This window comes from Pseudomonas sp. LTJR-52 (genome assembly GCF_003691465.1).
GTDB lineage: Bacteria > Pseudomonadota > Gammaproteobacteria > Pseudomonadales > Pseudomonadaceae > Chryseomonas > Chryseomonas luteola.
Genome location: NZ_CP033105.1, coordinates 4,386,527 through 4,413,526 on the forward strand (window position 1 = coordinate 4,386,527; position 27,000 = coordinate 4,413,526).

Genomic DNA, 27,000 nt, shown 5'->3' on the forward strand with positions numbered 1-27,000 from the left:
CTTTTTTGCCTGTCACGCTAAAAATTAGCTAAAAGCTGATACCGCCCCACCTGATATTAAATTGATATCTCAGTTAATTCAGTGACATCACACTGATATCATATTTTATAAGAATAAAGAGCGCTTATTACTTCTAGTTTATTTAATAAATTAACTACACAGTACACACCGGATAATTGATCTAATTCACAAAAAAACTTATGCCATTTTTTTAATATGAACTAACTTAGCAGCGGTGAAAGTTCTCATCTCATCGGAGCATGTTTATTCATGGAAAGGGATTACAGAAGTGACATAGATGGCTTAAGAGCAATAGCTGTGCTACTTGTATTACTTAACCACATAGGATTGTCGAGTTTTGCTGGCGGCTTTATCGGAGTAGATGTGTTTTTTGTAATCTCAGGCTTTTTGATTACACAAAACATAGCCGCCCAAGCAGAACGAGGCAGTTTCAGCTTTATCCGTTTTTATTTAAACCGCATCAAGCGCTTAATGCCTGCGCTGACAGTAGTCATTTTCTGTACAGGCGTTGCCGCTTTTTTTGTTTTATTACCAAACGACTTGATTGGCTTTAGCCGAAGTGCACTGTTTTCCTACTTCGGACTTTCGAATTTTTACTTCTGGAAAGATACGGATGGCTACTTTTCATCCAGCAGTCACGAGGTTCCCCTGCTGCATACCTGGTCACTGGCGGTTGAAGAGCAGTACTACTTTGTGTGGCCGTTGCTATTTCTGCTCGGCTATCGTCTGTTAGGTAAACAGCTGTTCAACTGGGCGATCCTTGCCGTACTGCTCGTTGCCATTGTCATCTCCGAGCTAGGCGCGCTATACAAGCCATTGTCTGCCTACTATCTCTTGCCGACACGGGCCTTTGAGTTACTGATAGGAAGCGCTTTGGCCATGCACTGGAGAACGCTGGGCAATCCTGGCAAACACCTGTCTGCCCTTGCAAGTCTGGCAGGTCTTGCTCTGATCCTGATACCGGCATTGGTACTGGACAAGGCAAGCCCTTTCCCAGGGCTGAATGCACTCTGGCCATGCCTTGGAGCAGCATTGCTTATCTGGTCCGGCGGTCATCATCGTACCGTAGCGTCTCAGTTGTTGTCGTTGCGGCCGCTGGTGTTCATTGGTCTGATTTCTTATTCCTTGTATCTATGGCACTGGCCGCTGATCGCTTTTCATAACTATGTTCATGGAAAGATTACGGCGACAGATCAGATCATGCTGGTCAGCATTTCCCTTGCGCTGGCATACCTCAGCTGGCGCTTTGTGGAGCAGCCTTTCCGTACTCAGATCAAATTCAAGCCGCAAAACACCTTCGCATTTCTTTATCTCTTGCCGGTGCTGATGACCACGTCATTTCTGGTGGTAGCTGCCAAGCTGGAAGGCTTTGCGTCCAGGTATGACAGTACGCTGCTGACAATGGATAAAAACGTCAAGGAAGTCTTCCCCAAGCTAAGGGCAGGCTGCTTCAACGGCGCGGACCTGTTGAATCCGTTATCTGCAGATCAGTGCAAACTCGGTGTTCAGGACAAGAAAGAAGTAGATGTTCTGCTGGTAGGTGATTCGCACGCCGGGGCAATTACCGGCATGATCGATGTCATGCTCAAGGAGGCCAACCTCCGCGGATATGATATAACCCGCTCCAATACTATCTACCTGCCGGGTGTGGCGGGTGTTCATGTGAACCCACGTCGCAATCACGTCGACAAGTCGATTGAGCTGACCTCCCCGGTTATCAGTAACCTGATTGAAAAGAGTCAGTTCAGGTATGTAATCCTGTCCGGGCGTTGGGCCATGTATCTGTATGGCTTGAACGAGCCGGGGATGACGGATTTCTACCGTATCCGCCCCGACGCGCCTAGTGACGACTTTATCGCCATGAATACGCTGCAGACCGGTCTTCAAAACGCAGTGGCCAAGATTGTGGCGTCTGGTGCTACGCCTGTCATTATTGAGGACGTTCCAGAAATGGGCGAAGACCTGCACCGCTGCGATATCAAGAAGCTGGCCTTCGAACTGGATGGCGACTGCTCTATTCCAGTCGTTGCGGTGAATGAGCGGCAAAAGGACTTCGACATGATTATCGATAACCTGAGCAAGGTACATCCAGGCATTGTTGTGATCGACCCGAAAAGGGTGATCTGTGATACCGAACGCTGCTACTCGTCGCTCGAGAATGTACCGCTCTATATGGATGGGGACCACTTGAACACGGTCGGCTCCTCACTCATTGGGCGCAAATACATCACGGCTTATGGCAATCCGTTCAAGGTGCCTCAAGGTCTGCTGCAGACATCCAACGCTGCGAGCAGTCAATCCAGTACTGTTATACGATAGAAAGAAGATGGCCCGCCCAAACGGCGGGCCACATCAGACACTATCCTTAAAGCTGATTACCTGTTTTTAGCACCGATACTGTCTTGGTCAGTAGCACTCTTAAATAGGCTGGTATTATTGACTTCTAATGCCCTAGAAGTAGTTATCAAGTCACGCTTAGCGCCGCTACCCGGTTTTTAAATCAGATAAGCTCAAAGCAAATAATGCGGGAAGATGTAGGCATACGCAGCTCGCAGGGTCAAAGTTTCGCCTAGCCATGCGCAGCGTGTCGAACACACCAATAAAACGAAACGGGTATTGGACGCAATCAGCCAGAGCACGGCGTGCAACGACACGAATACCAGGCGCTCTCCCTTACTGTTCGCCCTGAAATTCATCCAGCTGTATCTATAGTTACAAGGTGTTACCACCTAAGGTACAAACCATGGGGCCAGTCAGGGATGCCAGACCGGCTTTATTTCGCAGCCTGCGGCTGCCTCATCTGGATAACGGGTTGCACATGTCCCCTAAGGATCTGCTTCTAGCCCTGGTCGTCATTGTGGCGTGGGGTCTTAATTTCGTGGTGATCAAGATCGGACTGCATGGCGTACCTCCCATGCTACTTGGCGCGCTGCGCTTTACCCTGGCTGCCTTACCGGCAGTTTTCTTCGTCAAGCGACCCGCCATTTCATGGAAATGGTTGCTGGCCTACGGCGCCACCATTTCATTGGGCCAGTTTTCCTTTCTGTTTTCGGCCATGTATGTGGGTATGCCGGCAGGCCTTGCCTCTCTGGTACTTCAAGCCCAGGCATTTTTTACGTTGCTGATGGCCGTTCTGTTTCTGGGCGAGCGCTTCCGCCCCCAGAACCTCATCGGCCTTATCATTGCTGCAGGTGGGCTGATTTTCATCGGACTGGAGAGTGGCGGTAACCTGAGCGTATTGGGATTTGTCCTCACCCTCTGCGCGGCCGCCATGTGGGGGATGGGAAATATCGTCACCAAGCGTATTGGTCAGGTCGACATGCTGGGGCTGGTCGTATGGGGCAGCATTGTTCCACCGATCCCCTTTTACCTGCTGTCGTACTGGCTTGAAGGTCCTGACCGGATAGTCAGCGCCCTACAAGGGATCAGCACATCATCGGTTCTGGCCGTCATTTATCTGGCCTTCATTGCAACCTTGCTGGGCTACTGCCTGTGGAGCCGTCTGCTCTCGCGTTATCCGGCAAGCCAGGTTGCACCGTTTTCGCTGCTGGTGCCGATTATCGGGATCGCTTCGGCAGCTGTATTTCTGGATGAGAAGCTCACGTCGTTCCAGCTGGTCGGTGCTCTGCTCGTCATGGGGGGCCTAGCAGTCAATGTGTTTGGTGGCCGTCTGTTTGCACCGCGGCAACGTGTATTGAACTAACACACCTGTTCCTGCTGTTTTCTTTAGCGAGCCGTCCTCCAGCGGTTCGCTTTTTTTTGTAAAAACCCGTAAATCCGGCAACAGTTAAACGCACCTTCCGCCGATACCTTTTCATCAAACTGCCACTTATGGCATTGCTGGAAAGGTTTCATGTTCAAACGTTCGAAAGCCACCAGCCAACGTACTCATCGAGTCGTATGGCCCTTCATCTTTATCGTCTGCCTGCAGGCGCTGGTGGCTGTTGCCAGTCTGAATCTGCTGTCGACTGTCAGAGGCTATGTGACGGCTGAGAGCTTATGGAGCAAAAGCTTGGGCAACGCCATGCTGGCGTTAAACACTTACATCGATACGGGCGAGCCGAGCCACTACCAGATGTTTCTCGACTACTTTAAGGTCAATCAGCTCGATCAGCAGGCGCGTGACCTGCTAGCGGCACGTGGCGACCCTGAAGAGGCGTATAAACTGCTGGTTGCGGCGGGCAATCACCCTGCTGATATGCCGGGTATGATCCGCCTGTTTCGCTGGGCTCATACTGTCGATCCACTTCGGCAGGTTATCAATCACTGGCATGTGACCGATCCTCATATGGATGAGCTTCAGGCTTTGGCTCAAACGGTGTACGCCCGCTCAGCGGACGCGTCGCTGCGAGACCGTGAGCACTGGAAGCAACAATTGCTCATGCTGCATAACCGTATGCTGCCGGAAACCATTGCCTTTTCTCGTGTGCTAGGGGAAGCCTCACGTCACTTCATTCACGTCCTGCTTCTCATCAATTTGGGAACTGCTCTGCTGCTGGTGGGCCTGACGACCTGGCGGATGCATACGCTGGTCATACAGCGCCGCGCGTTCGAGCGGGCACTTCAAAAAGAGAAAGAACGGGCACAGATTATCCTCGCCTCTATCGTCGATGCCGTTATGGCAGTCAATGCCAATGGGCGTCTGGAATATCTCAATCCGGCCGCGGCGCGCCTGATTGGTCATACAGCGGAAGCGGCTGTAGGAAAGCCTGTCGATGCGCTACTGGATATCCAGACTGAAGACAGTGGCACCTCGACCCCAGTGCCTGTCAGCACTCGGCTATTTGCAGGCGAATGGCAATCCAGCGACGTAACCACGCACTACACCTTGCGCAGCAGTAACGGCAAGTCACTTCCCGTTGCCCTTGCCAGCGCTCCATTGGGACAGGTGAATGGACAGGCGGGCGCTGTCCTGGTGTTGCATGACCGGACTCGCGAACGGGAATACCTTGATCAGCTGGCATGGCAGGCCGCTCACGATCCTTTGACAGGGTTGCTTAACCGACGCGAGTTCGAGCGGCGACTAACACTGCTGCTGAAAAACACACAGGACAAGCACGCGTCTCTGCTTTTTTTCGATGTAGACCAGTTCAAGATCGTCAATGACACCACCGGCCACTTTCAGGGCGACCGCCTGCTGCTGCAGCTCTGCACCTCCCTTCAAATCCTCTTGGATGCCAACGACACGTTGGCAAGACTGGGGGGCGATGAGTTTGGTGTATTGCTGGAAAACTGCACCCCTGAGGCTGCCGAGTCCCTTGCCGAGCGCTTGCGGCTGCTGGCCCGCAGTCAGGACTTCCAGGCAGCAGGCCAATCCTTCAAGGTGGGCCTGAGCATCGGTATCGTCCATCTGGGCGGCCGGGAACTCAGTAGTGAAGATGCCCTGCGCATGGCGGATCTTGCCTGCTATGCCGCCAAGGACAAAGGCCGCAACCGGATCCAGGTCTACACCTATGATGATAAGGAAATGACCCAGCGTCAGGGCGAAATGACCTGGGTGCAGCGAATTCACAAGGCGCTGGACGAGAATCGCTTCTGTCTGTACGCCCAGCCTATCTATGGAGTTGGCCCTCAGACTGCACATGATCGCCATGTCGAGGTCCTGCTCCGGCTTCACGACGAACAAGGCACGCTGATAGGCCCGTTCGCGTTCATTCCTGCTGCCGAACGCTACGGCCTCATGGGGCTATTGGATCGCTGGGTCATCAACGAGGCCTTTGCTATCTGCGCCACCTTGCCGCCGGAGCTGTTAAGCGTATGCGCCATTAACCTGTCAGGCTCGTCATTGGGCGATACATCACTGATCTATTACATTCAGGATCGTTTAGCCCTGCACGCAGTTGCGCCCAACCGGATCTGCTTTGAAATTACCGAAACCCACGCCATAGCCAACCTCAATGCCGCACGTACGTTTATCGAGACCCTAAGAGAGTTGGGTTTTCGCTTCTCTCTGGATGATTTTGGCGCAGGGATGTCTTCGTTCACATACCTCAAACATTTGCCGGTGGACTATCTCAAGATCGATGGCAGCTTTGTGAAAAACCTGCTGGAAGATCCGGTCGACCGAGCCACTGTTGATGTGATCAATCGTTTGGGTCATCTCACCGGCAAACGCACCATTGCCGAATTTGCAGAGACTTCCGCCATTATCGAGGCCTTGAAAGTGCTCGGGGTGGATTATGTACAGGGTTATGCCGTCTCCCACCCTCAGCCATTCACCCGTCAGATATGCGCTCAATGGGCTAACGAACTATGGGCGCCTGAGGAACCTCAGGCAGACACAAAGCCTGTTCATTTCAACTGAATCTCTCACTGCCCCAACGGATCGGTTGGGGCACGTTGACTTTTAATCCCCTTCAGATGCGTGGTTACACTCATAGACTGGCTGCGTAGCTCGGCCTAACTGATCTCGCTACCGTAAAAGGCACAGCTGGAGAGGCATTGATTCGTCCTAAACGATCCTGTATTGTTATGTTATAACATTTATAGGTTATTTCTTATGAACGAGCATGAGCTCATGGCACAACCTGTAGAAGCCTATATGAGTGAAGCCCAACAGGCTTTTTTCAAACAGCGGCTGGAGACCGAACGGAAAGAGTTGTCTCGCCAGATCGATGCCGAATTCCAGGCACTAAGAACGCTTGAGTATTCTGCAGATGCCGCGGACATCGCCACCCGGGAAGAGCAGCAGCAGTGGCAGCTACGCCAACTGGAGCGCCAGAAAAAGCTGATCGACAAGATTGACGCCACTCTCGATCGCTTGGCTCAAGGTACCTACGGCTGGTGCGAGGAAACGGGTGAGCCTATAGGCCTTGGCCGGCTACTGCTACGCCCGACAGCAACCCTTTGTATCGAAGCCAAGCAACGACAGGAACAACGTGAACGCCATGTCCGCCAGGATTGATCCCTCCCCTTATCTTTCTTCACTGCCTGTAACGGTACTGTCCGGCTTTCTGGGTGCCGGCAAGAGCACCTTGCTGAACCATATCCTTAAAAACCGTGAAAACCGGCGGGTTGCGGTCATCGTTAACGACATGAGCGAAGTCAATATCGACGGAAGCGAAGTGCAACGTGACGTCAGCCTCAATCGCGCGGAAGAAAAACTGATCGAAATGAGCAACGGCTGCATCTGTTGCACGCTGCGTGAAGACCTGCTTGAAGAGGTCAGCCGCTTGGCACGTGAAGGCCGCTTCGACTATCTGCTCATCGAGCCGACTGGCATTTCCGAGCCGCTTCCGGTTGCCGAGACGTTTACCTTTCGAGACGAACAGGGTACCAGTCTTGCCGATCTCGCACGGCTCGACACATTGGTCACCGTTGTAGATGGTGTCAACTTTCTGCAGGATTACCAGAATGCCGACAGCCTGGCTTCGCGCGGTGAGACGTTGGGTGACGATGATGAGCGCTCCATTACCGACTTGCTGATTGAGCAAGTAGAGTTTGCAGACGTCATTCTGATCAGCAAGATAGACCTGATCAGCCAGGCCGAACGCGAAGAACTCGTTGCGATTCTGAAGCGACTCAATACGCGCGCCCGTATTCATTCAATGGTAATGGGTGACGTCCCACTGGATATGATTCTCAACACCGGCCTTTTCGATTTTGAACGCGCCGCACATGCGCCGGGCTGGCTCAAGGAAATGCGTGGCGAGCATATTCCTGAAACGCAGGAGTATGGCATTGCCTCTACGTCCTATAAGGCACGCCGCCCCTTTCATCCCCAACGTTTCTTCGACTTTCTGAATCAGGATTGGCATAACGGGCGACTGCTTCGCTCAAAAGGATACTTCTGGCTGGCCTCCAAGCCAGAAGAAGCCGGTAGCTGGTCTCAGGCGGGAGGGCTCATGCGCCATGGCCCGGCGGGCCAATGGTGGCGCTTCGTCCCTAAGACGTCCTGGCCTCAGGACGACGAAAGCCTGGAGAGCATCATGGCGTGCTGGAACCCGGAGGTAGGCGACTGCCGCCAGGAACTCGTGTTTATCGGTCAGAATGTGGACTTCGAGCTATTGAAGAATGAGCTGGACCGTTGCCTGCTAACCGATCAGGAGTTTGCACTAGGGTCGCACGTCTGGCGTACCTGGCCCGATCCTTTTGGGGACTGGACAGACGATCAGGCAACCAACTGATCGGACACTACAGATTGTAGAAGCATGCTTCGCTCTTTCATGCCGAGCATTACTTGGTCGCACCGTTGTGCCTGAATGTAGAACCTGCCTAAAACCCCTCTCGCTATTCAGGCTCAAGCATGGATAGCGCTTGAGGGTTATCATGGGCGTTTAATGGGACGTGTCATCCCTTACAAGGAATATCATGCGGTTTGCTTGCGTTAAATCGGCGATGCCTGCTCGTCGACTCATTCCACTGCTGGGATTATTTCTGGTATCAGTCACCTCATTTACCAGCGTTGCCTTGGCTGAAAACCATACGACCTATCCGCTTACCGTGACAAATTGCAGACATACACTGACCTTTGCGGATTCGCCCAAGCGAGCCGTTACGCTGGGACAGGCCAGTACAGAGTTGTTGCTCTCACTGGGCCTGGCTGATCGAATGGTGGGAACAGGTATCTGGTTCGGTCCGATTCAGCCCAACCTTAAGGCCGATAACGATAAGATTCCTCGGCTTGCTGATAACGCACCCAGCTTTGAAGCGGTCGCCAACACATCGCCGGATTTCGTCGCTGCGCAATACACCTACCATGTTGGTCCGAATGGCGAAGTGGCCACGTTCGAACAGCTGGCGTCACTGGGTATCCCTGCCTATATAGCGCCGAGCGATTGCGAGGGGAAAGAGGTAACGGCTACGTCCAATGCCGACGGTAGCCGCACTAAACCGTTCACGCTCGATCTGATAACCCAGGAAATCCACGAGCTTGCACGTATTTTTGATGTCCAGGCGCGCGGGGATGCCCTGGCCCATCAGTTGGATGAGCGTTTGAAGCAGGCTATCGCCCAAGCCGGGCAACACACGCATATCCCTCAGTCGGTCGTGTACTGGTTTTCCAGCTCACGCCTGGAAGGTGATCCATGGGTAGCCGGTCAGCAGGGTGTCCCGGCGTATATTTCAGAGGTGCTCGGCCTGAATAACGTTATCCAGAGCAACGATGAATGGCCCAGCGTCAGCTGGGAGCAGATTGCCGCCCAGGATCCGGATCTGCTTGTCATCACGCGGATGGAAAGACGCCTCTATCCGGCAGACGATGTGGAGAAAAAACTTGCCTTTCTTCGCAGCGATCCCGTAACACGTCAGCTCAAGGCCGTCCGGAATAATCAGATTATCGTTGTGGATGCGCAGTCACTTAATCCTTCGATGCGCGTTCTGGACGGTATCGAGGCGATTTCCAGTGCTCTGGAAACGTCTCACTCCAGGCCAGCCCAATGATACAACCGCTGTCCAATGATCGCGGCAGGCCCTGGCGCCTGCTGTTTGCGTTGCTGTCACTGGTTTCACTGGGCGTTTCGATATTAATGGCGGCATCGCTGGGAGAAATGCAGATTCCCTTCGATATTACGTTGAAGGCCATCCTCAATGGGCTGGGCTGGGGAGACTATGCACTTAACCCGATCCAGCAGGGCATTGTCTGGGAATATCGACTGAGCCGCGCTCTGGTCGCTGCATCCTGCGGTGCCGGGTTGGCATTATGCGGTGCGATTCTGCAAGCTCTCCTACGCAATGCGCTGGCCGAACCCTACGTGCTGGGCATTTCGGCGGGTGCGTCTACCGGAGCGGTTGTCGTTATGTTGCTGGGCATAGGTGCCGGCACCCTAAGCCTTTCAGTTGGTGCATTCTTAGGTGCAGTGCTGGCCTTCGTACTGGTTCTGCTTCTGGCAGCAAAGCTCAACAGTGGACCGACCCGCATTTTGCTGGCAGGCGTGGCAGGCTCCCAGCTTTTCAACGCCCTGACGGCGTATATCGTGTCGACGTCCGCCAACGCCGAGCAGGCTCGAAGCGTGATGTTCTGGCTCCTGGGGAGTCTGGGCGGTATCCGCTGGCCGGACGTCACCCTGGCCGTGGGTGCGGTCGGCATTGGCCTCGTGGCCTGCCTGTTTTTCGCCCGTACGCTGGATGCGTTCTCGTTTGGTGAAGAAACCGCAGCCTCTCTGGGTGTTCCGGTAATCGCCGTGCGCCTGATTCTTTTTGCGCTGACAGCACTGATTACCGCTACGATGGTCAGCCTTGTAGGCGCGGTAGGGTTTGTAGGCCTGGTCATTCCCCATGCCGCACGCTTTCTGGTAGGTCCGTCGCACACTCGACTTCTGCCCGCATCCATTTTGCTGGGTGCCAATTTTCTCGTGCTAGCGGATATCGTCTCTCGCATACTGGTTCCCCATCAGGTCCTGCCTATCGGGGTCGTGACCGCGCTGGTAGGCGCGCCGGCCTTTGCGCTGATCCTGTATCGTACGAGGACTTCACCATGACCCTGGCTGCACATCGCGTCTCCTGGTCGGTGAGTCGTCGCCTGCTGGTGGATGGCGTAACGCTGGAAATTCCCAAGGGAGGCGTCATAGGTCTGATCGGCCCTAATGGGTCGGGAAAATCTTCGCTGCTCCGGTTGCTGGCAGGCTTGCGCACCCCTACGGACGGCAGTGTCACGCTGGATAACGACCCGGTAAGCCGCCTGCCTCGCCGTACGGTGGCGCGGCGAATCGCTATGGTCGAGCAGCACGCTTCGACCGAGGCTGACCTATCGGTCCTGGAAACGGTACGCCTGGGCAGAACGCCTCACCGAACGGTACTCTCGCCCTGGACAGCCAGGGATGACCAAGTGGTGGAGCAAGCGCTACAGCATGTTGGCATGCACAACAGCCGGCATCAGCGTTGGCACACGCTTTCCGGTGGTGAACGCCAGCGGGTACAGATCGCTCGCGCCCTGGCCCAAGAGCCAACCGAACTGTTGCTGGACGAGCCGACCAACCATTTGGATATCCAGCATCAGCTCGAGCTGCTTTCACTGATTCACCGCCTTCCACTGACCTGCGTCCTGGCCATCCATGATCTGAACCTGGCGGCTATGTTTTGCGATACGCTGGCCGTTCTACACAAGGGCCGCTGCATTGCCTCGGGACGGCCGCAAGAGGTGCTTACGGCAGAGCTTATCCATTCGGTGTATGGCGTCAGAGCAGAGGTAGCCCCCTCCGCCTATCACGGAAGACTGCATATTCAATACCTGATGTGAGTCGCGCCACGTCTCAAGTATCGACGGGCCGGAATAATGCCTACCTGTCAGCCCGAACCATAGCCAGTTTAAACCGCCATCTCACCCTGTGTATGTCTTCTTTATCCGACTGATACAGCCAGTACCGTCACCATCGCCCACCCACTCGGCAATTCTGCCTTACTAGATCGCTTGTAAAAATTACGTGAAAAAAATGTTTAATCTTTGTGGATGATTCTGAAAACGGGATCTTTTGAGTGAAAGGAATCACACTCTCAAAAGCATATTAGCTTTAAAAGGAACTAACCCCATTTTTTTCCCCCAATGCAATTCATGTTTGGGCAACTGCCTGCTGTGTTTGCATCGCAAGGCTAGCAGTGTCCAGCTTTAACTCAGCTACCGCTATGCAGTAAGGACACCTAATGGAATGGTTCCACGTATTAATCCTTTCACTCATTCAAGGGATTACCGAGTTTCTACCTGTATCCTCCTCCGCACACCTGATTCTACCCTCCCAGCTCTTTGGCTGGCCGGACCAGGGGCTCGCCTTTGATGTGGCCGTACATGTAGGAACCCTTCTTGCGGTGGTTCTGGCCTTTCGTCATGAGGTTCTGGCGACAGCCATGGGCTGGACCCGCCAAGTCGTAACGCGCCAGTCGAGCCCGGAAAGCCGGCTTGGCTGGGCGATTATCATCGGTACTATTCCAGCAGCACTGGCAGGCCTCATGCTGGAGCATTACATCGAAAGCTATGCCCGTGCAGCTTTGGTAATCGCGACCTCCACCATCGTTTTCGGCTTGATTCTGTGGTGGGCGGACGCCAAAGGCAGCCGTACCCGGGACATGGATAGCCTGAGTTGGCAATCAGCCCTGGTGATTGGTCTGGCGCAAGCACTAGCGCTGATCCCCGGCACATCACGCTCCGGTATCACCATGACCGCAGCGCTACTGCTTGGTTTTACGCGTCAGGCAGCAGCCCGTTTCTCCTTCCTGCTGTCGATTCCGCTCATCCTGGCTGCTGGCGGACTCAAGACCGTTGAGCTGATCCAGACGGGCACCGATGCACAATGGGTCGATATTGCCTGGGGTGTCGGGCTGTCGTTCATCTCAGCATTACTGTGCATCAAGCTGTTCCTGAAGGCCCTCGACAAAATCGGCATGCTGCCATTTGTGATCTATCGCCTCGTGCTTGGCGCAGTGCTGTTCGCCTTGTTTATCTAAATCACTCACACAGGGCGGTCTGCTACAAGCGGGCTGCCCTGTTGAAAACTCGATGTTTTCAGCGCAAAAACAAAAACCCCGCCGAAGCGGGGTTTTTTACTCACTCTCTCTGCATCCTGCAGAGCCGCCATCCTGGCTAATCAATCATCCGTGATCTGATGCAGCACATCCTGTGTTCAAGTGATGCGCATAGAATACAGAGCAATACAGGAACGCCATAGCGCCAACCCTGCACACAGCATGTAAGCCTTTTGCTATACCGAGCGAGAAATAGACTTACACGGTTCTAAAACCCCCTGCTCTCAGTATTGGCAGATGACAGAGCTCAGTTGCCGCTGGGAGCCTGACTTCCCTTTAGCCAGCAGAAGGATTCAGGGCGAAGCATGAGTACCTGCCCTTGCGGAATCAGCAGGTGTGGCGCCTGTTCGTATGGAATACACCCATATAGCGCCATCAACGTTCGGATAATGCCTGCATGGGCAACCAGCACGGTGTCTTGCTTCAGATCTTCTCGGAAATAAGCCAGTCGAAGCAGGGCCTGGGCATAACTTTCGCCCTCTTCAAACTGGAAGTTAAAGGCGTCCTTTCTCCAGTGTGTAAAGGCCTCAGGATAGCGGCCCTCAATCTCATCCCAACGAAGCCCCTCCCATGTACCAAACGAAATCTCAGCAAGGCGTTCGTCGGCACGATACTGCTCGGGTGGCAACGTGAGCTGGGTCCGAACGATCTCCATTGTTTCACGGGCGCGAATCAGAGGACTTGAAGCGAAGTCCAGCGCACCAGGGCTGGGTAACAGCCAATCGAGCAGAACACCCACCGCCTGTGCCTGCTCTCGACCCTTGGCGTTGAGCGGTATGTCTCGGCGGCCCTGCATGCGACTCTCAACGTTCCAGTCGGTCTCTCCATGCCTGATCACATAGAGCGTTGGTGCCTGAGCAGTCATCACATGCTTCCTTATCGGATCAGTTAAGCGGCGGGACCACAAGCCTATCACTTCACCTCTTCATATAAACACCTTATGGCCTCTTGCCATATCGATACCCTGAAAGAGCGCTTGATGGATGCGTCTACTATCAAAAGAGATCCAGCTGAACATCGATCAGCCTGGCGAACCGGTCATTCACAAAAGGCAGGATAGCGTCAGCGATGGGCTTGAGCTGGCGCTCGATGTAATGGTCATAATCCACCGGCGATCGACGCGCTTCGAGCGGTTCCGGGCCGGCTTTCGTCATCAGGTAACTGATCCATCCGCCGTTCTGGTACTGCCTCGGTCGACCTTTTTCGTCGTTGTAAGCATCTGCCATGCGGGCCGCTCGTACATGCGGTGGCACATTGCGGTGGTAGTCATCCAGGCGACGGCGCAAGCGCTTACGATAGACCAGCAGTTCGTCCAGTTCACCAGAGAGGGTCTGGCTGACATAACGCTGGACGTAATCTTGGTAGGGCTCGGCATTGAAGATGCGTAGATAAAGCTCGCGCTGAAAGCGCTGGGCCAATGGCGACCAGTCAGTGCGTACCGTTTCGAGCCCTTTAAAGACCATCTCGTCCGTGCCGTCAGCGCCTTTTACCAGCCCCGCATAGCGTTTTTTACTACCCTCTTCAGCACCGCGAATGGTGGGCATGAGAAACCGATGGAAGTGCGACTCGAACTGCAGCTCAAGGGCGCTGGCAAGGCCGTAGGTCTCCTGTAGATGCTCGCGCCACCAACGATTGATGAGTTGGACAAGAGACCGACCTATCTGCTGAGCCTCGGCCTCGGCATGGGGCCGACCGAGCCAGACAAAGGTCGAATCGGTATCGCCGTAGATGACGGTATATCCCTGGGCCTCGATCAGCTCGCGCGTCTGGTGCATGATTTCATGCCCGCGCATCGTGATTGATGACGCGAGGCGGGTATCGAAGAATCGACAGCCGCTTGATCCCAATACACCGTAAAACGCATTCATGATGATCTTCAGCGCTTGGGAAAGCGCCTTGTTCTGTTCCCGCTTGGCCGCCTCACGCCCTTCCCACACACGCTCCACCATCGCGGGCAGACAATGTCGGGTGCGGGAAAAGTGCGCACCCTTGAAACCAGGGACAGCGTAGTCATCGCCGGGTTGGCGCAGCCCCTCGATCAGCCCCACCGGGTCAATCAGAAAGGTCCGAATAATCGACGGATACAGGCTTTTATAATCCAGTACGAGCACAGAATCATACAGCCCGGGCCGCGAGTTCATGACGAACCCCCCCGGGCTCGCCTCCGGCACCTTTTCGCCCAGATTGGGCGCCACGAAACCCTGCCGGTGCATGAGTGGCAGGTAAAGGTGCGTAAAGGCTGCCACCGAACCCCCGCTACGGTCTACCGGCAGGCCCGTTACGCTGGCTCGCTCCAACAGGAAAGGCAGAAGCTCCGTCTTTTCAAAGATGCGGGTAACCAGCTCGCAGTCCTTGAGGTTGTAGCGTGCAAGCGAAGGTTTATCCTGCGCGAACATGCGATTGATCGATGCCATCCGTTGATAGGGATTATCGATGGCCTTGCCTTCGCCCAAGAGGCTCTGGGCAACATTCTCCAGGCTGAATGAGGAAAAGGACCACGTAGCTGAACGCAACGCTTCAATTCCATCGAGTATCAACCGTCCCGGTGCTGATACGAAATAGTGCCTATGCTCGCTCCCCTGTTCCCTCCATTCGACGGCCTCGTCACCACGCCCCAGCATGAGTGGCATTCCGAAGCGTTGCGCATGTTCCCGCAGGATGCGTAGGTCGAACTGTACGAGGTTCCACCCAATAATGGCGTCGGGATCATGCAAGGTGAGCCAGCCATTGAGCCGCTCAATCAGCTCGGCACGTGTCTGGCAGTATTCCAGGCAGAAATCAACGGCCTCGGTGTCACCGTGGGCGGGTCCGAGCATATAGACCTGCCGCTGGCCACACCCGTGCAGACCTATGCAATACAGATCGCCTCGTTCGTTGGTTTCGATATCCAGGGAGACCAGTTTTAAATGCGGTCGGTAGTCAGGCGCGGGCTTGAGCTGGGCCTGCAGGACTGCGCCGTGCGCGTCAGGAGTACCGGTGAACCAGACAGGTGCTGTAATGAAGCGCTCCATCAGATATCGCTCGGGTGGCCGGATGTCCGCTTCGTAGATATCCAGCCCGGCGTCCTTGATCTGTCTGGCAAGCTGGATCAGCTGTCGATGCTGGTGGCAATAAAGCCCCAGGACTGGCCGATGACGAAAATCGGACAGCGCCAGCGGGCGTAGTTCCACCTCCCGCTCGTGCTCAATCAGTCGACGAATCGGCTCAACCTGTTCCAGCGGCACAAACGCCACGGAACGCTGCATGGCCAGGCGTACCCGCCGTGGTCCCTGATCGGTCGCCAACCAGAACTCTACTTCCGTACCGGCCGCTGTATCACGCCAATGGCGGGTCAGAACGAAACCCTGTTGTAGATCCACCGCTACTTCCTCAGTACTAACCTCCGCATTCTACCCAGTTGCCGCGTCATGCCTGTATTGGTAACTCACGTGAACAAGGGATAGAGTTGGATATATGCGCCACTTGCGTTGGGAATCTTTTCACGTCAGGGAGAAGCCAATGATACAAATTGCTGTGATTTTATAGCTCGCCGGTGGTCAGTACCGAAGATAACACCCTGCACTACACGATCGCCTCGGCGATCATCGCCCTGATGTCACACGCGTTAGCGTGGTGGTATTCGTCATAAGGAATCAAGCATGGCTCCAAGACACGTTATCAATGCCTCCGTCAGCCCCAAGGGGAGCCTGGAAACACTTTCGCAACGCGAAGTACAACAACTGAGTGCTGCCGGTTCAGGAAGCGTCTACACCCTGTTCCGCCAATGCGCCCTGGCGATCCTTAACACGGGCGCCCACAGTGATAATGCCAAGACTATTCTTGAGGCCTATCAGGATTTCGAGGTTCGCATCCATCAGCAGGATCGAGGCGTACGGCTGGAGCTGATCAACGCACCGGCAGATGCCTTCGTCGACGGCGAAATGATTGCCAGCACTCGTGAGATGCTGTTCAGTGCACTACGGGATATCGTCTACACCGAAAGCGAGCTGGAAAGCGTTCGGATCGACCTGAATACCTCGCAAGGCATTACCGATTACGTATTTCACCTGCTACGTAATGCCCGCACCCTGCGACCCGGCGTGGAGCCTAAGATGGTTGTCTGTTGGGGCGGCCATTCAATCAGCACCGAGGAATATAAGTACACCAAGCGGGTCGGTCATGAATTGGGCCTACGCAGCCTCGATATCTGTACCGGTTGCGGCCCGGGCGTGATGAAAGGCCCGATGAAGGGCGCCACGATTGCCCATGCCAAGCAGCGGATCTCGGGCGGTCGCTATCTGGGTCTGACCGAGCCAGGCATCATTGCCGCCGAAGCTCCCAACCCGATCGTTAACGAGCTGGTGATCCTGCCGGATATTGAAAAGCGTCTGGAGGCTTTCGTACGGGTTGGCCACGGCATTATCATCTTTCCAGGTGGAGCAGGCACGGCGGAAGAGTTTCTCTACCTGCTCGGTATTCTCATGCATCCCGAAAATGCCGGCCTACCATTTCCGGTGATCCTGACCGGCCCAAGCAGCGCTGCACCGTACCTGGAACAGCTACATGCCTTCATTGGCGCCACATTGGGCGAAGCGGCGCAAAAGCATTACAAGATCATCATCGATGATCCCTCTGAAGTGGCGCGTGAAATGGCCAAAGATCTCAAGGCCGTCAAACAGTTCCGTCGCGAGCGTAACGATGCCTTTCACTTCAACTGGATGCTCAAGATTGAAGAGGGCTTCCAGCGCCCCTTCGATCCAACCCATGAAAATATGGCGAGCCTCACCTTGAGCCGCGAGGTGCCGCCCCATGAGCTGGCCGCCAATCTGCGTCGGGCGTTCTCAGGCATTGTGGCAGGTAACGTCAAGGACAAAGGTATCCGGCTGATCGAGCAATTCGGTCCCTACACAATTCATGGTGACCCGGCCATCATGAAACCGCTGGATCATCTGTTGCAGGCCTTTGTGGACCAGCATCGGATGAAGCTGCCCGGTGGCGCGCCCTATGTACCCTGCTACCGTGTCGTCACCTGAGCCGAATCTGGGAGAGCAGCCCATGCTCTCCCAATCCTCGAACAACAGGATGTTCCACATCCGCTCACCCGTCATCCTTTTGTCATATTCTTTGGCTTTACTCAGCGATTTATTACTCCTCCGTTTTGGGCTGGCATGGATCAATCGCTGCTTTCAGGCGTGCAATACTCTGACCTTTCCGGAATCCTTTATGGATTCATATTCCGCCCCGGCGAGCCTGGCGAACAGATCGACACACTTCGAGTAACGGAGGCACTTGAGCGACTGGAGGAGCGAGACGAGTTTGTCTGGTTGCATCTGAACCTGGCCCATGCCGCTTGCAAACGCTGGATGATGACCCACCTGGATCTGCCCGACTACTTTTTTGAAATCCTGAGTGAAGGGTCACGCTCTACTCGTCTTGAACATGTCGATGCAACCCTGCTCGCGGTTGTCAACGATGTCGTCCTGAACTTCGGACAGGCTTCCTATGATGTAGCCACGCTGTATGTCTGTGCCAACCGGCGCATGCTGATCAGTGTACGGCATCAACCGCTTCGTTCGGTGGACCGCCTGCGCGCGGCGGTCAAGAAGGGCGAGGGTTTTCGCTCCCCGCTGGAACTCCTGATCCACCTGCTGCGCGACCAAGAAGAGGTACTTACCCAGATCGTTCGAGAAACCAACCTGAGTGTTGATCGTATCGAAGACCGCCTACTTTCTACCCGACTTGCCGACAACCGCGCCGAGCTTGGCAACATGCGTCGTACCCTGGTGCGAATCCAACGCCTGCTGGCCCTAGAGCCCAACTCCCTGATGCGGCTGCTCAATCGCCCGCCGCGCTTTCTCATGGAGGAGGATGTAAGGGAGCTGCGAGCAGCGACCGACGAGTTTTCACTGGTTATCAGCGACTTGGCCGTGCTGATTGAGCGGATCAAACTCATTCAGGAAGAAATCGCCGCACAGATCAACGAACAAACCAGCCGCACCCTGTTCACCCTGACACTGGTCACGGTGCTGGCCTTGCCGATCAATATCGTGGCAGGTTTCTTTGGAATGAACGTGGGCGGCATCCCCCTCGCCGATGCGCCTCACGGCTTCTGGATATTGGTCATCCTGGTTGCCAGCTTTACCTTATTGGCAGGGCGCTGGGCCTTCAGGAAAAGAAACGACTATTGAGCGTCCCATTAGCGCTGGCTGACCCCGGCGATCAAGGGTGTTCCGCTAACCGGATCCTTCAATAGAACACAGCGGACGCCATATAAGGTCTCAACAAGCTCAGGGGTGACAATGTCGGCCGGGACACCTTCAGCAATAATACGACCAGACTGCATGGCGACCAGATGATCGGCGTAGCGGCAGGCCTGAGAGAGGTCATGCACCACCATGACCACCGTCTTGCCCGCATTGGCCAGCATGCGAATCAGCTCAAATACCTCCAGTTGATGCCCAAGATCCAGTGCAGAGGTTGGCTCATCAAGCAGGAGTAGCGGTGTCTGCTGAGCAATGGCCATGGCAATCCAGGCACGCTGGCGCTGCCCACCCGACATCGAATCAAGCGGCCGCTCGGCCAGTTCAATCAGATCCGCTGCTTTTAATGCCGCATCAACAACAGCTTCGTCATCTGTAGACCATTGCCTTAGCAAGCCCTGATGAGGCTGCCGGCCAAAGCGGATGAGGTCAGATACGGTCAATCCATCCGGTGCGCTGGCATCCTGGGGCAGCAGTGCAAGCTGTCGGGCGACCTGCCGGGAAGGCAGCTCACCGATGGCCTTCCCATCGAGTAGAACCGCACCCGCACGCGGCTTGAGCAGTCGAGCAAGACCCGCCAGAAGCGTAGACTTCCCGCATCCATTGGGCCCTACAATAGCGGTGACCCGCCCCGGCTGGATCTTAAGATTAAGCCCATTGATAATGGTCGTCTGACCATGAGCAAGCTCGAGAAGACGGGTCTCCAAAATAACCGAATGCTCATTAGTCGCCATCAACAACGGTGAAACAGTACTACTCATAACGACTTCCGGACAGGTTGACGCAATAAAATCCAGAGTAGGTAAGGTCCGCCGATGACAGCAGTCACTACACCTACTGGAATTTCGATAGGAGCAAACCAGGTTCTTCCCACCCAGTCTGCCAGGATCATCAGAAGGGCTCCTGCTAATGCAGAGATCACGATAGGGACACCGCGTTGTCCGACCAGATAGCGGGCCGCTTCGGGTGCCAGCAAGGCGATAAGCCCAACAGGACCGGCAACCGCGACCGCTAATGCCGTGAGCAGAACAGTTAGCATAAGAATCTGTACCCGGGCCAGGCGTATACGCACGCCCAGCCCGATGGCGACCGAATCGGAAAACCTGAGAACCTCTAGGGTGCGTCCCAAGATCTTGGCTAGCGGTAAACCTATCAGCAAACCAATAGCCAATAGTTGAACCGAGGCTGGAGAGCGTGCGTTAAGACTGCCAACCGTCCAGGGATAGGCCTGGTTGGCCGCATCGATGGACGAACGTGCCAGCATCAGATTGGTCAAGGCGCCAAACAATGCACCAACTCCGATTCCAACAACAATGAAGCGATACCCACGTGCGCCAGCACCACCGCCCAAGGCAAACGCCATGGCCGCCGCAGTTGCTGCACCACTCAAGGCAAGAACCGACGGCGCAAGGCTTGTCGAGACAGCAACGATGGAAGCGACAGCAAAGGCCGTTGCACCATTGTCGATACCAATAACCCCGGGTGTTGCAAGTCGGTTACGTGCCAGGGTTTGTAACATGCATCCTCCCAACCCGAATGCGGCCCCTGTCAAAAGTCCAGCCAGGAGCCGGGGAAAGCGCAGCTCTTGAATCAAAAATAAATGCATGGGATCGCCGTGCCCGATGACAGCCTTCAGCGCCAGCCAGGGATTAAGCCCGGTTACGCCATACGCCAGGCTGATACCGCTCATAAGGATCAACAGCACTGTCAGGCACAGCGCAACGACACTGCCTCTCCGCGATACCAGTACACTCAGCTGACGGCCTGCCTGTAGCCACCAAAACCGAGCTGTTACCGGAGATGAAAAAGGTTTAGTCATAATGAAGGCAGGCGATGTTGACGGACGACTATCATCAGGATTGGCGCACCGATAAAGGCAGTCACAACACCAATGGGAAGCTCGTAAGGTTTGACCAAAAGGCGCGACAAGATATCAGCCAATAGCAGCACCGCGGGCCCCAGCACAAGAGATAATGGAAGGACACGGCGGACATCAGGCCCGACCATTCTCCGCGCCAGGAACGGCACAACCAATCCGACAAAGCCAATAGGCCCAGCTACTGCAGTGGCAGTCCCTACTAAAATGGCAACGCCTAGTAGTGCGATCAATCGGGTCAATTGAGGGTGATGCCCTAATCCAATGGCCATACGTTCTCCCAAGCTCAAGGCGGCCAGGGGTCTGACCAAAGGGGCCACGACCAACAGGCCTGCCAGTGTGCCCGGCAGCGCCCAGGACAGGGTATCTGCGGGCCTGCCTGCCAAGGCGCCAATGACCCAAAACCGAATTTCATCGGCCGTACGCTGGTCATACAGGAGCAGTAAGGTACTGGCGGCGCCCAGAATTCCTGTGAGCGCCATTCCCGCCAGGATCAAGCGAACAGGGTCGGCGTCAAATCCGCGCACTTGAGTCACTGCCACAACGAGCAGGCATCCAAGCATGGCTCCAGTAATGGCCATGCCCAGATTGACAGTAGCTGCGCTGGCGCCGAGCGCAATGGCAACCACCATGGCAAAGGATGCACCAGCGCTGACACCCAGGAGTCCGGGCTCCGCAAGCGGATTGCGGGTTGCCGTTTGCAAAACGGCTCCACCAACGCCAAGGGCCATACCCACCAGAAGGCCCAATAACGTGCGCGCCCCACGCAGTTCGAGGACAACAAAGCGAGCTTCATCGTCCCCACCCCCAAGCAAGACATTGATGCTACGGAGTACGGAAACCTCCCCGGCACCAAGCAGCAAGCTGGTGAGCAGAATCACCAGCAGCGTTAGACAGCAGGCAATGAACGGACCACCCAAACGAGGCGAAGCGGACACCTTCATTTGAGAACGATACGCTCCACGTCATCCAGTACATGCTCAGCAGCCAGCGGACCTGACCCGCTGCTCCACACCTGCCCATCAACCGTGGCCACCTGCTTCGCCTGAACGGCCTTCAAGCGAGTAAAGGCAGGCTGCTTGCGAGCAGCCTCCAAGGCCTCGTCACCCTTCTCATTCAAGGTTGCCAGGAAAATCCAGTCTCCATCAGCGCTGGACAGGTTCTCAAGGCTCAAGATATCGCTATGAGGACGATCTTTGAGCTCTGAGGCCAGTTGCGTACTGGCAAAGCCTAGTTGCTCCAGTAACTGGCCTGCAAAGAGATGGCTCGACATGACCATCGGTCCCTGTGGATTCCAACGAACAACCGACAACACTTGCCCTGGTTTGACTTGCGTCTTCAATTTGGCAACACGCTGGTCTATCTGATCGAACTGCTTTTTCAATTCATCACTACGGTTGAGCGCCTGGGCATAAAGCTCTGCGTTGGCTCGCCAGTCAGCTAACGACTCCCCTCCTTTTGGTACTACCGTCGGAGCAATCAGGCTAAGTTTGGCATATTGTTCTTGCGGTAAATCCTGTCGCGCCAGGATAAGGTCCGGCTTCTGGTTGAAAACTGCTTCCAGATTAATTTCACGAGCCGTACCCACGATAGCGGGCTGCCCCGCCTGATCCTGCAGATAGTTTGATACGCTGGTGCCACCACGACTCGCCAGCGTAGCGACTGGTTTAATACCTACTGCCAGCGCGGTATCCATAGCCGCCTCATCCAGCACCACGACCCGCTTAGGTGTATCCGGGGTTTTCAGCTCGCCGTGGGCAGTGGAAACAGTAGCCGCCAAAGCCGAACCTGCTGTGGTAGTTAGCACGAGACTGCACAAAAGAACACTAAGACGGAAAATACTGGAATCAACACGCTTCATGACACAACTCCACAATAGAAATACGGCACGGGCAGCGGGTTAGCCAGGCGGCCCGATTTAATAACATTAAAACGAGGCGGTAAAGGAAGCAAAATACGCACGACCCGGCTCGTTGTATGTAACCGCACCGGCGCTCGAAGCGTTGCCCTCTCGATAGATGCGCTTGTCGAACAGATTATTCACACCAAAACGCACTTTGTAATGCTCGTTAAACTCATAACCACTGCTGACGCCTACCAACGTATACGGATCAATGTCCTTCTGGGCAGCAGCCTCATAATCCGTATTGGTACGCCGAGAGTATGAAGGAGCCTCCTGCTTTCCATAATGGGTAACATTAAGCTGTGCAGAGAGTTTTTCAGTGACGTACCAGTCCAGCGTACTGTTGATGGTGTATTTGGGAATAATGCTTAAAGGATCGCCTGTCTGCTTGTCCTTGGATTCGATCATATAGGTAAAGTTGGTGTTCCAATCCACGGTATCAGTCAGCGGAATGAACAGGTTGCCTTCAACCCCTTGGACAACCGCCTTACCGGTGTTCTCCCACTCCAGTACACGAGGCCCGGTGTCGCCCAATCGATAGATAAATTCGTTTCCGCCCACGATTTTGTTTTTGTAATCGTTACGGAAATAGGTCGCACTGGCTCTCCATGTTCCGACATCATAAGCCAGACCCAGCTCCTTATTGATGCTGATTTCAGGCTTTAAGTTTTCGTTACCGACCAGATAGCAGCCTCCGTTTCCAGACGTAATCGCTGTACAGCCGTTACCACGGCTGTACAGAAGATAGTTTGGATTGCTCTGATACAGATTCGGTGTTTTGTAAGCACGCGCAATCCCACCCTTGAACGTCAGTCGGTCCGTGATCTCATGGGACAAGTTAAGACTTGGGCTCCAATTATCACCATAGGTCTGATGGTCATCGAAGCGTAGTCCAGGGGTCAGCACCGTCCGGTCTGTAACCTGCACATTATCTTCAACATAAAAGGCGTAGCTGTTGGCTGTCGTCTTGGTCTGGGTGCGATCAAAACCTGCTATCTGGCCAGGCTCAGGATCAGAAGACTGAGCGCGCAGAGAACCAGGGTCACTTAGCGACTCGTGTAAATACTCGGCGCCAATGGTTAAGACCTGAGGCATTGCGCTGTCGATAGGCAGATCAAGATTGCCAAAGGCGCGGGTATTGCGCAGGCGCGACATAAACGCGCCATCCCCTTCACTTGGCCCACCCTCTGTACGGCCTGAAAGTCCCTCGTTCAGACGCCAGTTGCGGGTGTAATCATAGGAAAGGCCCAGTGTGGAATTACCCCAATCCCACGTTCCCTTATGCTTCAACGTAAAGCTGGAGCGCTGCAATACATTGGTTTCATGGCCGTACAGACTTCGAACAAAGGCATCGTTGCCGCCAGAGTTATTGAGCATCGTGTCGCCGGCATAAATGTTGCCCTGGCGGCTGTAGGAAGTTTCAAAATCGAGGACTTGCTGCGGATCAAGTTGCCAACTGAGTAGCGCATTGATGTCCTTGTTGCGTACGCCTTCCCGACCCGCCGTGACACTGCCTTCCGAGGCCTGATGTCCTTCATTGATGCTCAAAGCATCTGCATCAGTCCTGGCGATATTGCCATAGACTCGAAATGCCAAAGCTTCCGTCAACGGACCGCTCAGGTTGAAATTGGCACGGCGTCCGTTGCCTTCGTCGCCGCTTTCGGGTTCCAGGGCATAAAACGTCATCGAGCCATGCCATTGCTCCGTAGGACGCTTGGTAATGATGTTGATGACCCCACCCATGGCACCGGAGCCATAACGGGCCGCCGCCGGGCCACGCAGGATTTCGATACGCTCGACTTCTTCAGCTGGAACCCAGTTCGTCTCACCCCGAGTATCACGGTCACCGTCCCAGCCATAGCGGACGGCATTTCGGGAGGTACTGGGCAGGCCATCGATCAGAATCAGCGTGTTCTCAGGCCCCATACCTCGCAAGTCGATTTGCCGATTGTTACCGCGCGCGCCACTGGCACTGTTACCTGTGAGATTGACACCGGGCTGGCGCCGGATAATCTCCGACAGATCATTGGCCGGTGGTTGCCTGGCAATATCCTCTGCGGTAATCACTGAGGAACCCAAGGCCTGCCTGGTCTCTTCCTCGGCGGTCCCCATAACCGTGGTAGCTTCCATCTCAACCGGCTCGCTGGAGCCATACTGGGCAAGCGCAAGGCCGGAATGGCTGGCAAGAGCCCCACACAGTACGATGCTCAGTCGCGTGGATGAATGAGGAATACGCAGCATGACCAACTCCTGTTCTACAAATCTCGAAACGAGACCGCTCCAAAGTTGGTGCAAATGCTATTCATTCCCATTTGAGAAGAAAGCTTTTTTACAATCTATACAATTCCAGCAGCAGGCAAGCGCACGGTCACACGAAGCCCTGGGTTGCAGTTTTCAGCCCAGATAGCTCCGCCCTGAATCATCAGTGCCGATCGGGCGATGGAAAGACCCAGGCCGAATCCGTCACCGCCAGGCCGGGCACCATTGAGCCGGGTAAACGGCTCGAAGATGTAGTGGAGCGCACCTTCTGCAACCCCCGGACCTTGGTCTTGTATCCACAGCAACCACTCGCTGCCCTCACAATGCCCCCCCAGAATTACATATCCTCCTTCCGGTGAGTGACGAATCGCGTTGCGCAAGAGGTTTTCCAGGGCACGGGCCAGACTATTCAAATGAGCCTGTACATAGCAATTGTCTGGTAAGCGATATACAAAAGCGTCTCGTGACCAACCAGTCTCGAAACAGGCATCCTCAATGAGAATATTCCAGAGCGACTGCATGCTGATCGGCTCGCATAGCAACGAGGGTCTATCTGTATCCAGCCAGGCCAGCTCCAGTGTGGTCTCGACCAGCTCCTGCATACCGGCTAACTCACGCTCAAGGCGGGCACGCAACGTATTCGCATCCTCGGAGGACTCGCACAGCACACGCAGCCGTGACAGCGGAGTGCGCAGCTCATGGGACATATCTCGCAGAAGTCGTTGCTGGTACTCGACATGACCTTCCAGCCGCTCCGCCATGTGATCAAAGGCGCGTCCCAGCTCACCCAGCTCATCGCTGCGAGCGCTTACGCCGATTTTAGGCTTTCTGCCTGAGCGACAAGCAGAGGATGCCTGCTCTTGGAGCCATCTCAAAGGCACCATGAGCTGACGATAGAGCAGAATACATAACAGAAACATGGTAGCCATGGGAAACAGCCCATGGATCACCAGACGGCCCAGAACGGAAGGCTTGCCGGACCACATGCGCTCGGGCAATTCCATTGCCAGACGGCCCGCTTCAGGATGTTGAGGAAATGGAATATCCATTACAGGCAATTCGGTAGCACGGCCACTCAACGGCCAATCCAGACGGCGCATAAAGCTGAACCGATCGGCATCACCAGGCGTCAGAGCGCGCTGACCTAACGGCTGATAAAGACGATCAATTGCTACAGCCCAAACCTGTTCTCCCTCTCGGATACGTCGTAATGCAGTTTCAACGCCCTCCTTGCCTTGTGTCCTCCATGCCTGTTCAACGGAAGCAGCATAATTCAGCAGTTCCTCTTTATCGGCTTGTGCCAGTTCGTAATGACTGTGCTCCATGCTGCGTCCCCAGCTTAAGCTCAGCCAGACGATGACCAGACAGGCGGCGATGGTAAGACCAGACAGCTTCCAGAAGAGGGAATGCCGATACGGGAGTCGTATCATGAAGACGAACACACCAGCACGTAGCCTTTCCCCCAGGCTGTACGAACTTCGCAAGCCGAGTAATCAATGCTCTGGAGCTTGCGGCGAATATGGCTGACATGCATGTCAAGACTACGATCGTAGCGTGAGTAGGCACGTTGCAGAGCTTCCTGATACAACACTGGTTTGCTGAGTACCTCTCCAGCGTGCCGGTTCAATAGCTCAAGAATACGAAATTCCGTTGCGGTCAGTTCCGCCCATTGCCCCTTATAAACCACATCGGTCCGGATAAGATCGAAGTACAGCTCTCCCTGCACGGTTGACGCTGTCTCCATGGCCGAGCGCTCAAACGCAATGCGCCGGAGCAGCGCTCCGATTCGCACATCCAGCTCCGCCATGCTAAAGGGCTTGGGTAGATAATCATCTGCTCCCTTTTGAAAGCCGACGATACGATCAGACTCGCTACCCAGCGCCGAGACCAGGATAACCGGCACGGCACTATACGAACGAATCTGCTCCAGTAGGTGAAGCCCATTGCCATTGGGTAACAGAATATCCAGTACTACCAGATCGAACACCTGCTCTTTCAACAGTGTGGCGACTCGACAGGCATCACTGCATAGCACTACCGCATATCCCCTCGCCGATAGCTGAGCCTGCAGGTGCATACCCAACACCGGATCGTCTTCAACGACAAGAATATTGAGCAGGGAAACAAAGGAATTCATAGCGTTTGGGGAACAGCCAAAGGGTTCAAAGTTACCCGTCCGGGGCTTTTTTCACGTAGACAGGTGTTAACACTGATGTTAACTCGAAAGCAGAAGAAGGGTATTGCTGCTC

The 27,000-nt window shown here is 54.8% G+C and carries 20 protein-coding genes; 11 read left to right on the forward strand and 9 right to left on the reverse strand.

Going from position 1 to position 27,000, the window contains the following annotated elements; translation table 11 throughout:
* The first annotated feature begins 270 nt into the window (after window positions 1-270).
* From EAW52_RS20495 to EAW52_RS20535, 9 genes are all read left to right on the forward strand, one after another.
* Window positions 271-2,340: an acyltransferase family protein gene (locus EAW52_RS20495; protein WP_122043854.1), complete on the forward strand. Its 2,070-nt coding sequence runs from the start codon at window positions 271-273 to the stop codon at window positions 2,338-2,340.
* A gap of 499 nt (window positions 2,341-2,839) precedes the next feature.
* On the forward strand, window positions 2,840-3,724 hold the full coding sequence (locus EAW52_RS20500) for an EamA family transporter (protein WP_122044875.1): 885 nt from the start codon (window positions 2,840-2,842) through the stop codon (window positions 3,722-3,724).
* 150 nt (window positions 3,725-3,874) lie between these two features.
* Window positions 3,875-6,325, forward strand: a complete 2,451-nt coding sequence (locus EAW52_RS20505; RefSeq protein ID WP_122043855.1) for an EAL domain-containing protein — start codon at window positions 3,875-3,877, stop codon at window positions 6,323-6,325.
* A 195-nt stretch (window positions 6,326-6,520) separates the two neighbouring features.
* Complete coding sequence (gene dksA, locus EAW52_RS20510) at window positions 6,521-6,925, forward strand: RNA polymerase-binding protein DksA (protein ID WP_122043856.1); 405 nt, start codon at window positions 6,521-6,523, stop codon at window positions 6,923-6,925.
* The gene (gene zigA, locus EAW52_RS20515; protein WP_122043857.1) at window positions 6,909-8,147 is read left to right on the forward strand and encodes a zinc metallochaperone GTPase ZigA; all 1,239 of its coding nucleotides are present in this window, start codon (window positions 6,909-6,911) and stop codon (window positions 8,145-8,147) included. Before dksA ends, zigA begins: the two co-directional genes overlap by 17 nt.
* A 184-nt stretch (window positions 8,148-8,331) precedes the next feature.
* Window positions 8,332-9,402 carry an ABC transporter substrate-binding protein gene (locus tag EAW52_RS20520; protein WP_372238867.1) on the forward strand — a complete coding sequence of 357 codons (1,071 nt, stop codon included), beginning with the start codon at window positions 8,332-8,334 and terminating at the stop codon, window positions 9,400-9,402.
* Complete coding sequence (locus EAW52_RS20525) at window positions 9,399-10,439, forward strand: iron ABC transporter permease (RefSeq protein WP_010798954.1); 1,041 nt, start codon at window positions 9,399-9,401, stop codon at window positions 10,437-10,439. Before EAW52_RS20520 ends, EAW52_RS20525 begins: the two co-directional genes overlap by 4 nt.
* Window positions 10,436-11,197, forward strand: coding sequence for an ABC transporter ATP-binding protein (locus EAW52_RS20530; RefSeq protein WP_122043859.1), 762 nt, complete (start codon window positions 10,436-10,438; stop codon window positions 11,195-11,197). Before EAW52_RS20525 ends, EAW52_RS20530 begins: the two co-directional genes overlap by 4 nt.
* Window positions 11,198-11,598: 401 nt before the next feature.
* Window positions 11,599-12,396 carry an undecaprenyl-diphosphate phosphatase gene (locus tag EAW52_RS20535; RefSeq protein ID WP_074828313.1) on the forward strand — a complete coding sequence of 266 codons (798 nt, stop codon included), beginning with the start codon at window positions 11,599-11,601 and terminating at the stop codon, window positions 12,394-12,396.
* A gap of 325 nt (window positions 12,397-12,721) precedes the next feature.
* Here the strand turns inward: EAW52_RS20535 and EAW52_RS20540 are convergent, their stop codons facing one another.
* Window positions 12,722-13,339 carry a histidine phosphatase family protein gene (locus EAW52_RS20540; RefSeq protein ID WP_122043860.1) on the reverse strand — a complete coding sequence of 206 codons (618 nt, stop codon included), beginning with the start codon at window positions 13,337-13,339 and terminating at the stop codon, window positions 12,722-12,724.
* Between the two features lie 130 nt (window positions 13,340-13,469).
* Window positions 13,470-15,833, reverse strand: a complete 2,364-nt coding sequence (locus tag EAW52_RS20545) for a DNA polymerase II (protein WP_122043861.1) — start codon at window positions 15,831-15,833, stop codon at window positions 13,470-13,472.
* A 279-nt stretch (window positions 15,834-16,112) separates the two neighbouring features.
* On the opposite strand from EAW52_RS20545, the gene ppnN reads away from it, so the two are divergent.
* Together ppnN and EAW52_RS20555 are read left to right on the forward strand one after the other, a co-directional pair.
* Window positions 16,113-17,486 (forward strand): nucleotide 5'-monophosphate nucleosidase PpnN, encoded by a 1,374-nt coding sequence (ppnN, locus tag EAW52_RS20550; RefSeq protein ID WP_122043862.1) that lies wholly within the window; start codon window positions 16,113-16,115, stop codon window positions 17,484-17,486.
* A gap of 135 nt (window positions 17,487-17,621) precedes the next feature.
* Window positions 17,622-18,641, forward strand: a complete 1,020-nt coding sequence (locus EAW52_RS20555) for a transporter (protein WP_010798948.1) — start codon at window positions 17,622-17,624, stop codon at window positions 18,639-18,641.
* 8 nt (window positions 18,642-18,649) lie between these two features.
* Here the strand turns inward: EAW52_RS20555 and EAW52_RS20560 are convergent, their stop codons facing one another.
* The 7 genes from EAW52_RS20560 to EAW52_RS20590 form a co-directional block, all read right to left on the reverse strand.
* Window positions 18,650-19,474: an ABC transporter ATP-binding protein gene (locus EAW52_RS20560; RefSeq protein ID WP_122043863.1), complete on the reverse strand. Its 825-nt coding sequence runs from the start codon at window positions 19,472-19,474 to the stop codon at window positions 18,650-18,652.
* Complete coding sequence (locus tag EAW52_RS20565; protein ID WP_122043864.1) at window positions 19,471-20,532, reverse strand: iron chelate uptake ABC transporter family permease subunit; 1,062 nt, start codon at window positions 20,530-20,532, stop codon at window positions 19,471-19,473. Before EAW52_RS20565 ends, EAW52_RS20560 begins: the two co-directional genes overlap by 4 nt.
* Complete coding sequence (locus tag EAW52_RS20570) at window positions 20,529-21,533, reverse strand: iron ABC transporter permease (protein WP_122043865.1); 1,005 nt, start codon at window positions 21,531-21,533, stop codon at window positions 20,529-20,531. Before EAW52_RS20570 ends, EAW52_RS20565 begins: the two co-directional genes overlap by 4 nt.
* Entirely contained in the window at window positions 21,530-22,450 is a 921-nt protein-coding gene (locus tag EAW52_RS20575) for an ABC transporter substrate-binding protein (RefSeq protein WP_019364542.1), read from the reverse strand. Before EAW52_RS20575 ends, EAW52_RS20570 begins: the two co-directional genes overlap by 4 nt.
* Window positions 22,451-22,516: 66 nt before the next feature.
* Window positions 22,517-24,733, reverse strand: coding sequence for a TonB-dependent siderophore receptor (locus EAW52_RS20580; protein ID WP_122043866.1), 2,217 nt, complete (start codon window positions 24,731-24,733; stop codon window positions 22,517-22,519).
* A 95-nt stretch (window positions 24,734-24,828) separates the two neighbouring features.
* Window positions 24,829-26,181 carry a sensor histidine kinase gene (locus tag EAW52_RS20585; RefSeq protein WP_122043867.1) on the reverse strand — a complete coding sequence of 451 codons (1,353 nt, stop codon included), beginning with the start codon at window positions 26,179-26,181 and terminating at the stop codon, window positions 24,829-24,831.
* Window positions 26,178-26,888, reverse strand: a complete 711-nt coding sequence (locus tag EAW52_RS20590) for a response regulator transcription factor (protein ID WP_122043868.1) — start codon at window positions 26,886-26,888, stop codon at window positions 26,178-26,180. The genes EAW52_RS20585 and EAW52_RS20590 overlap by 4 nt, the downstream gene beginning before the upstream one ends.
* Between the last annotated feature and the right edge of the window lie 112 nt (window positions 26,889-27,000).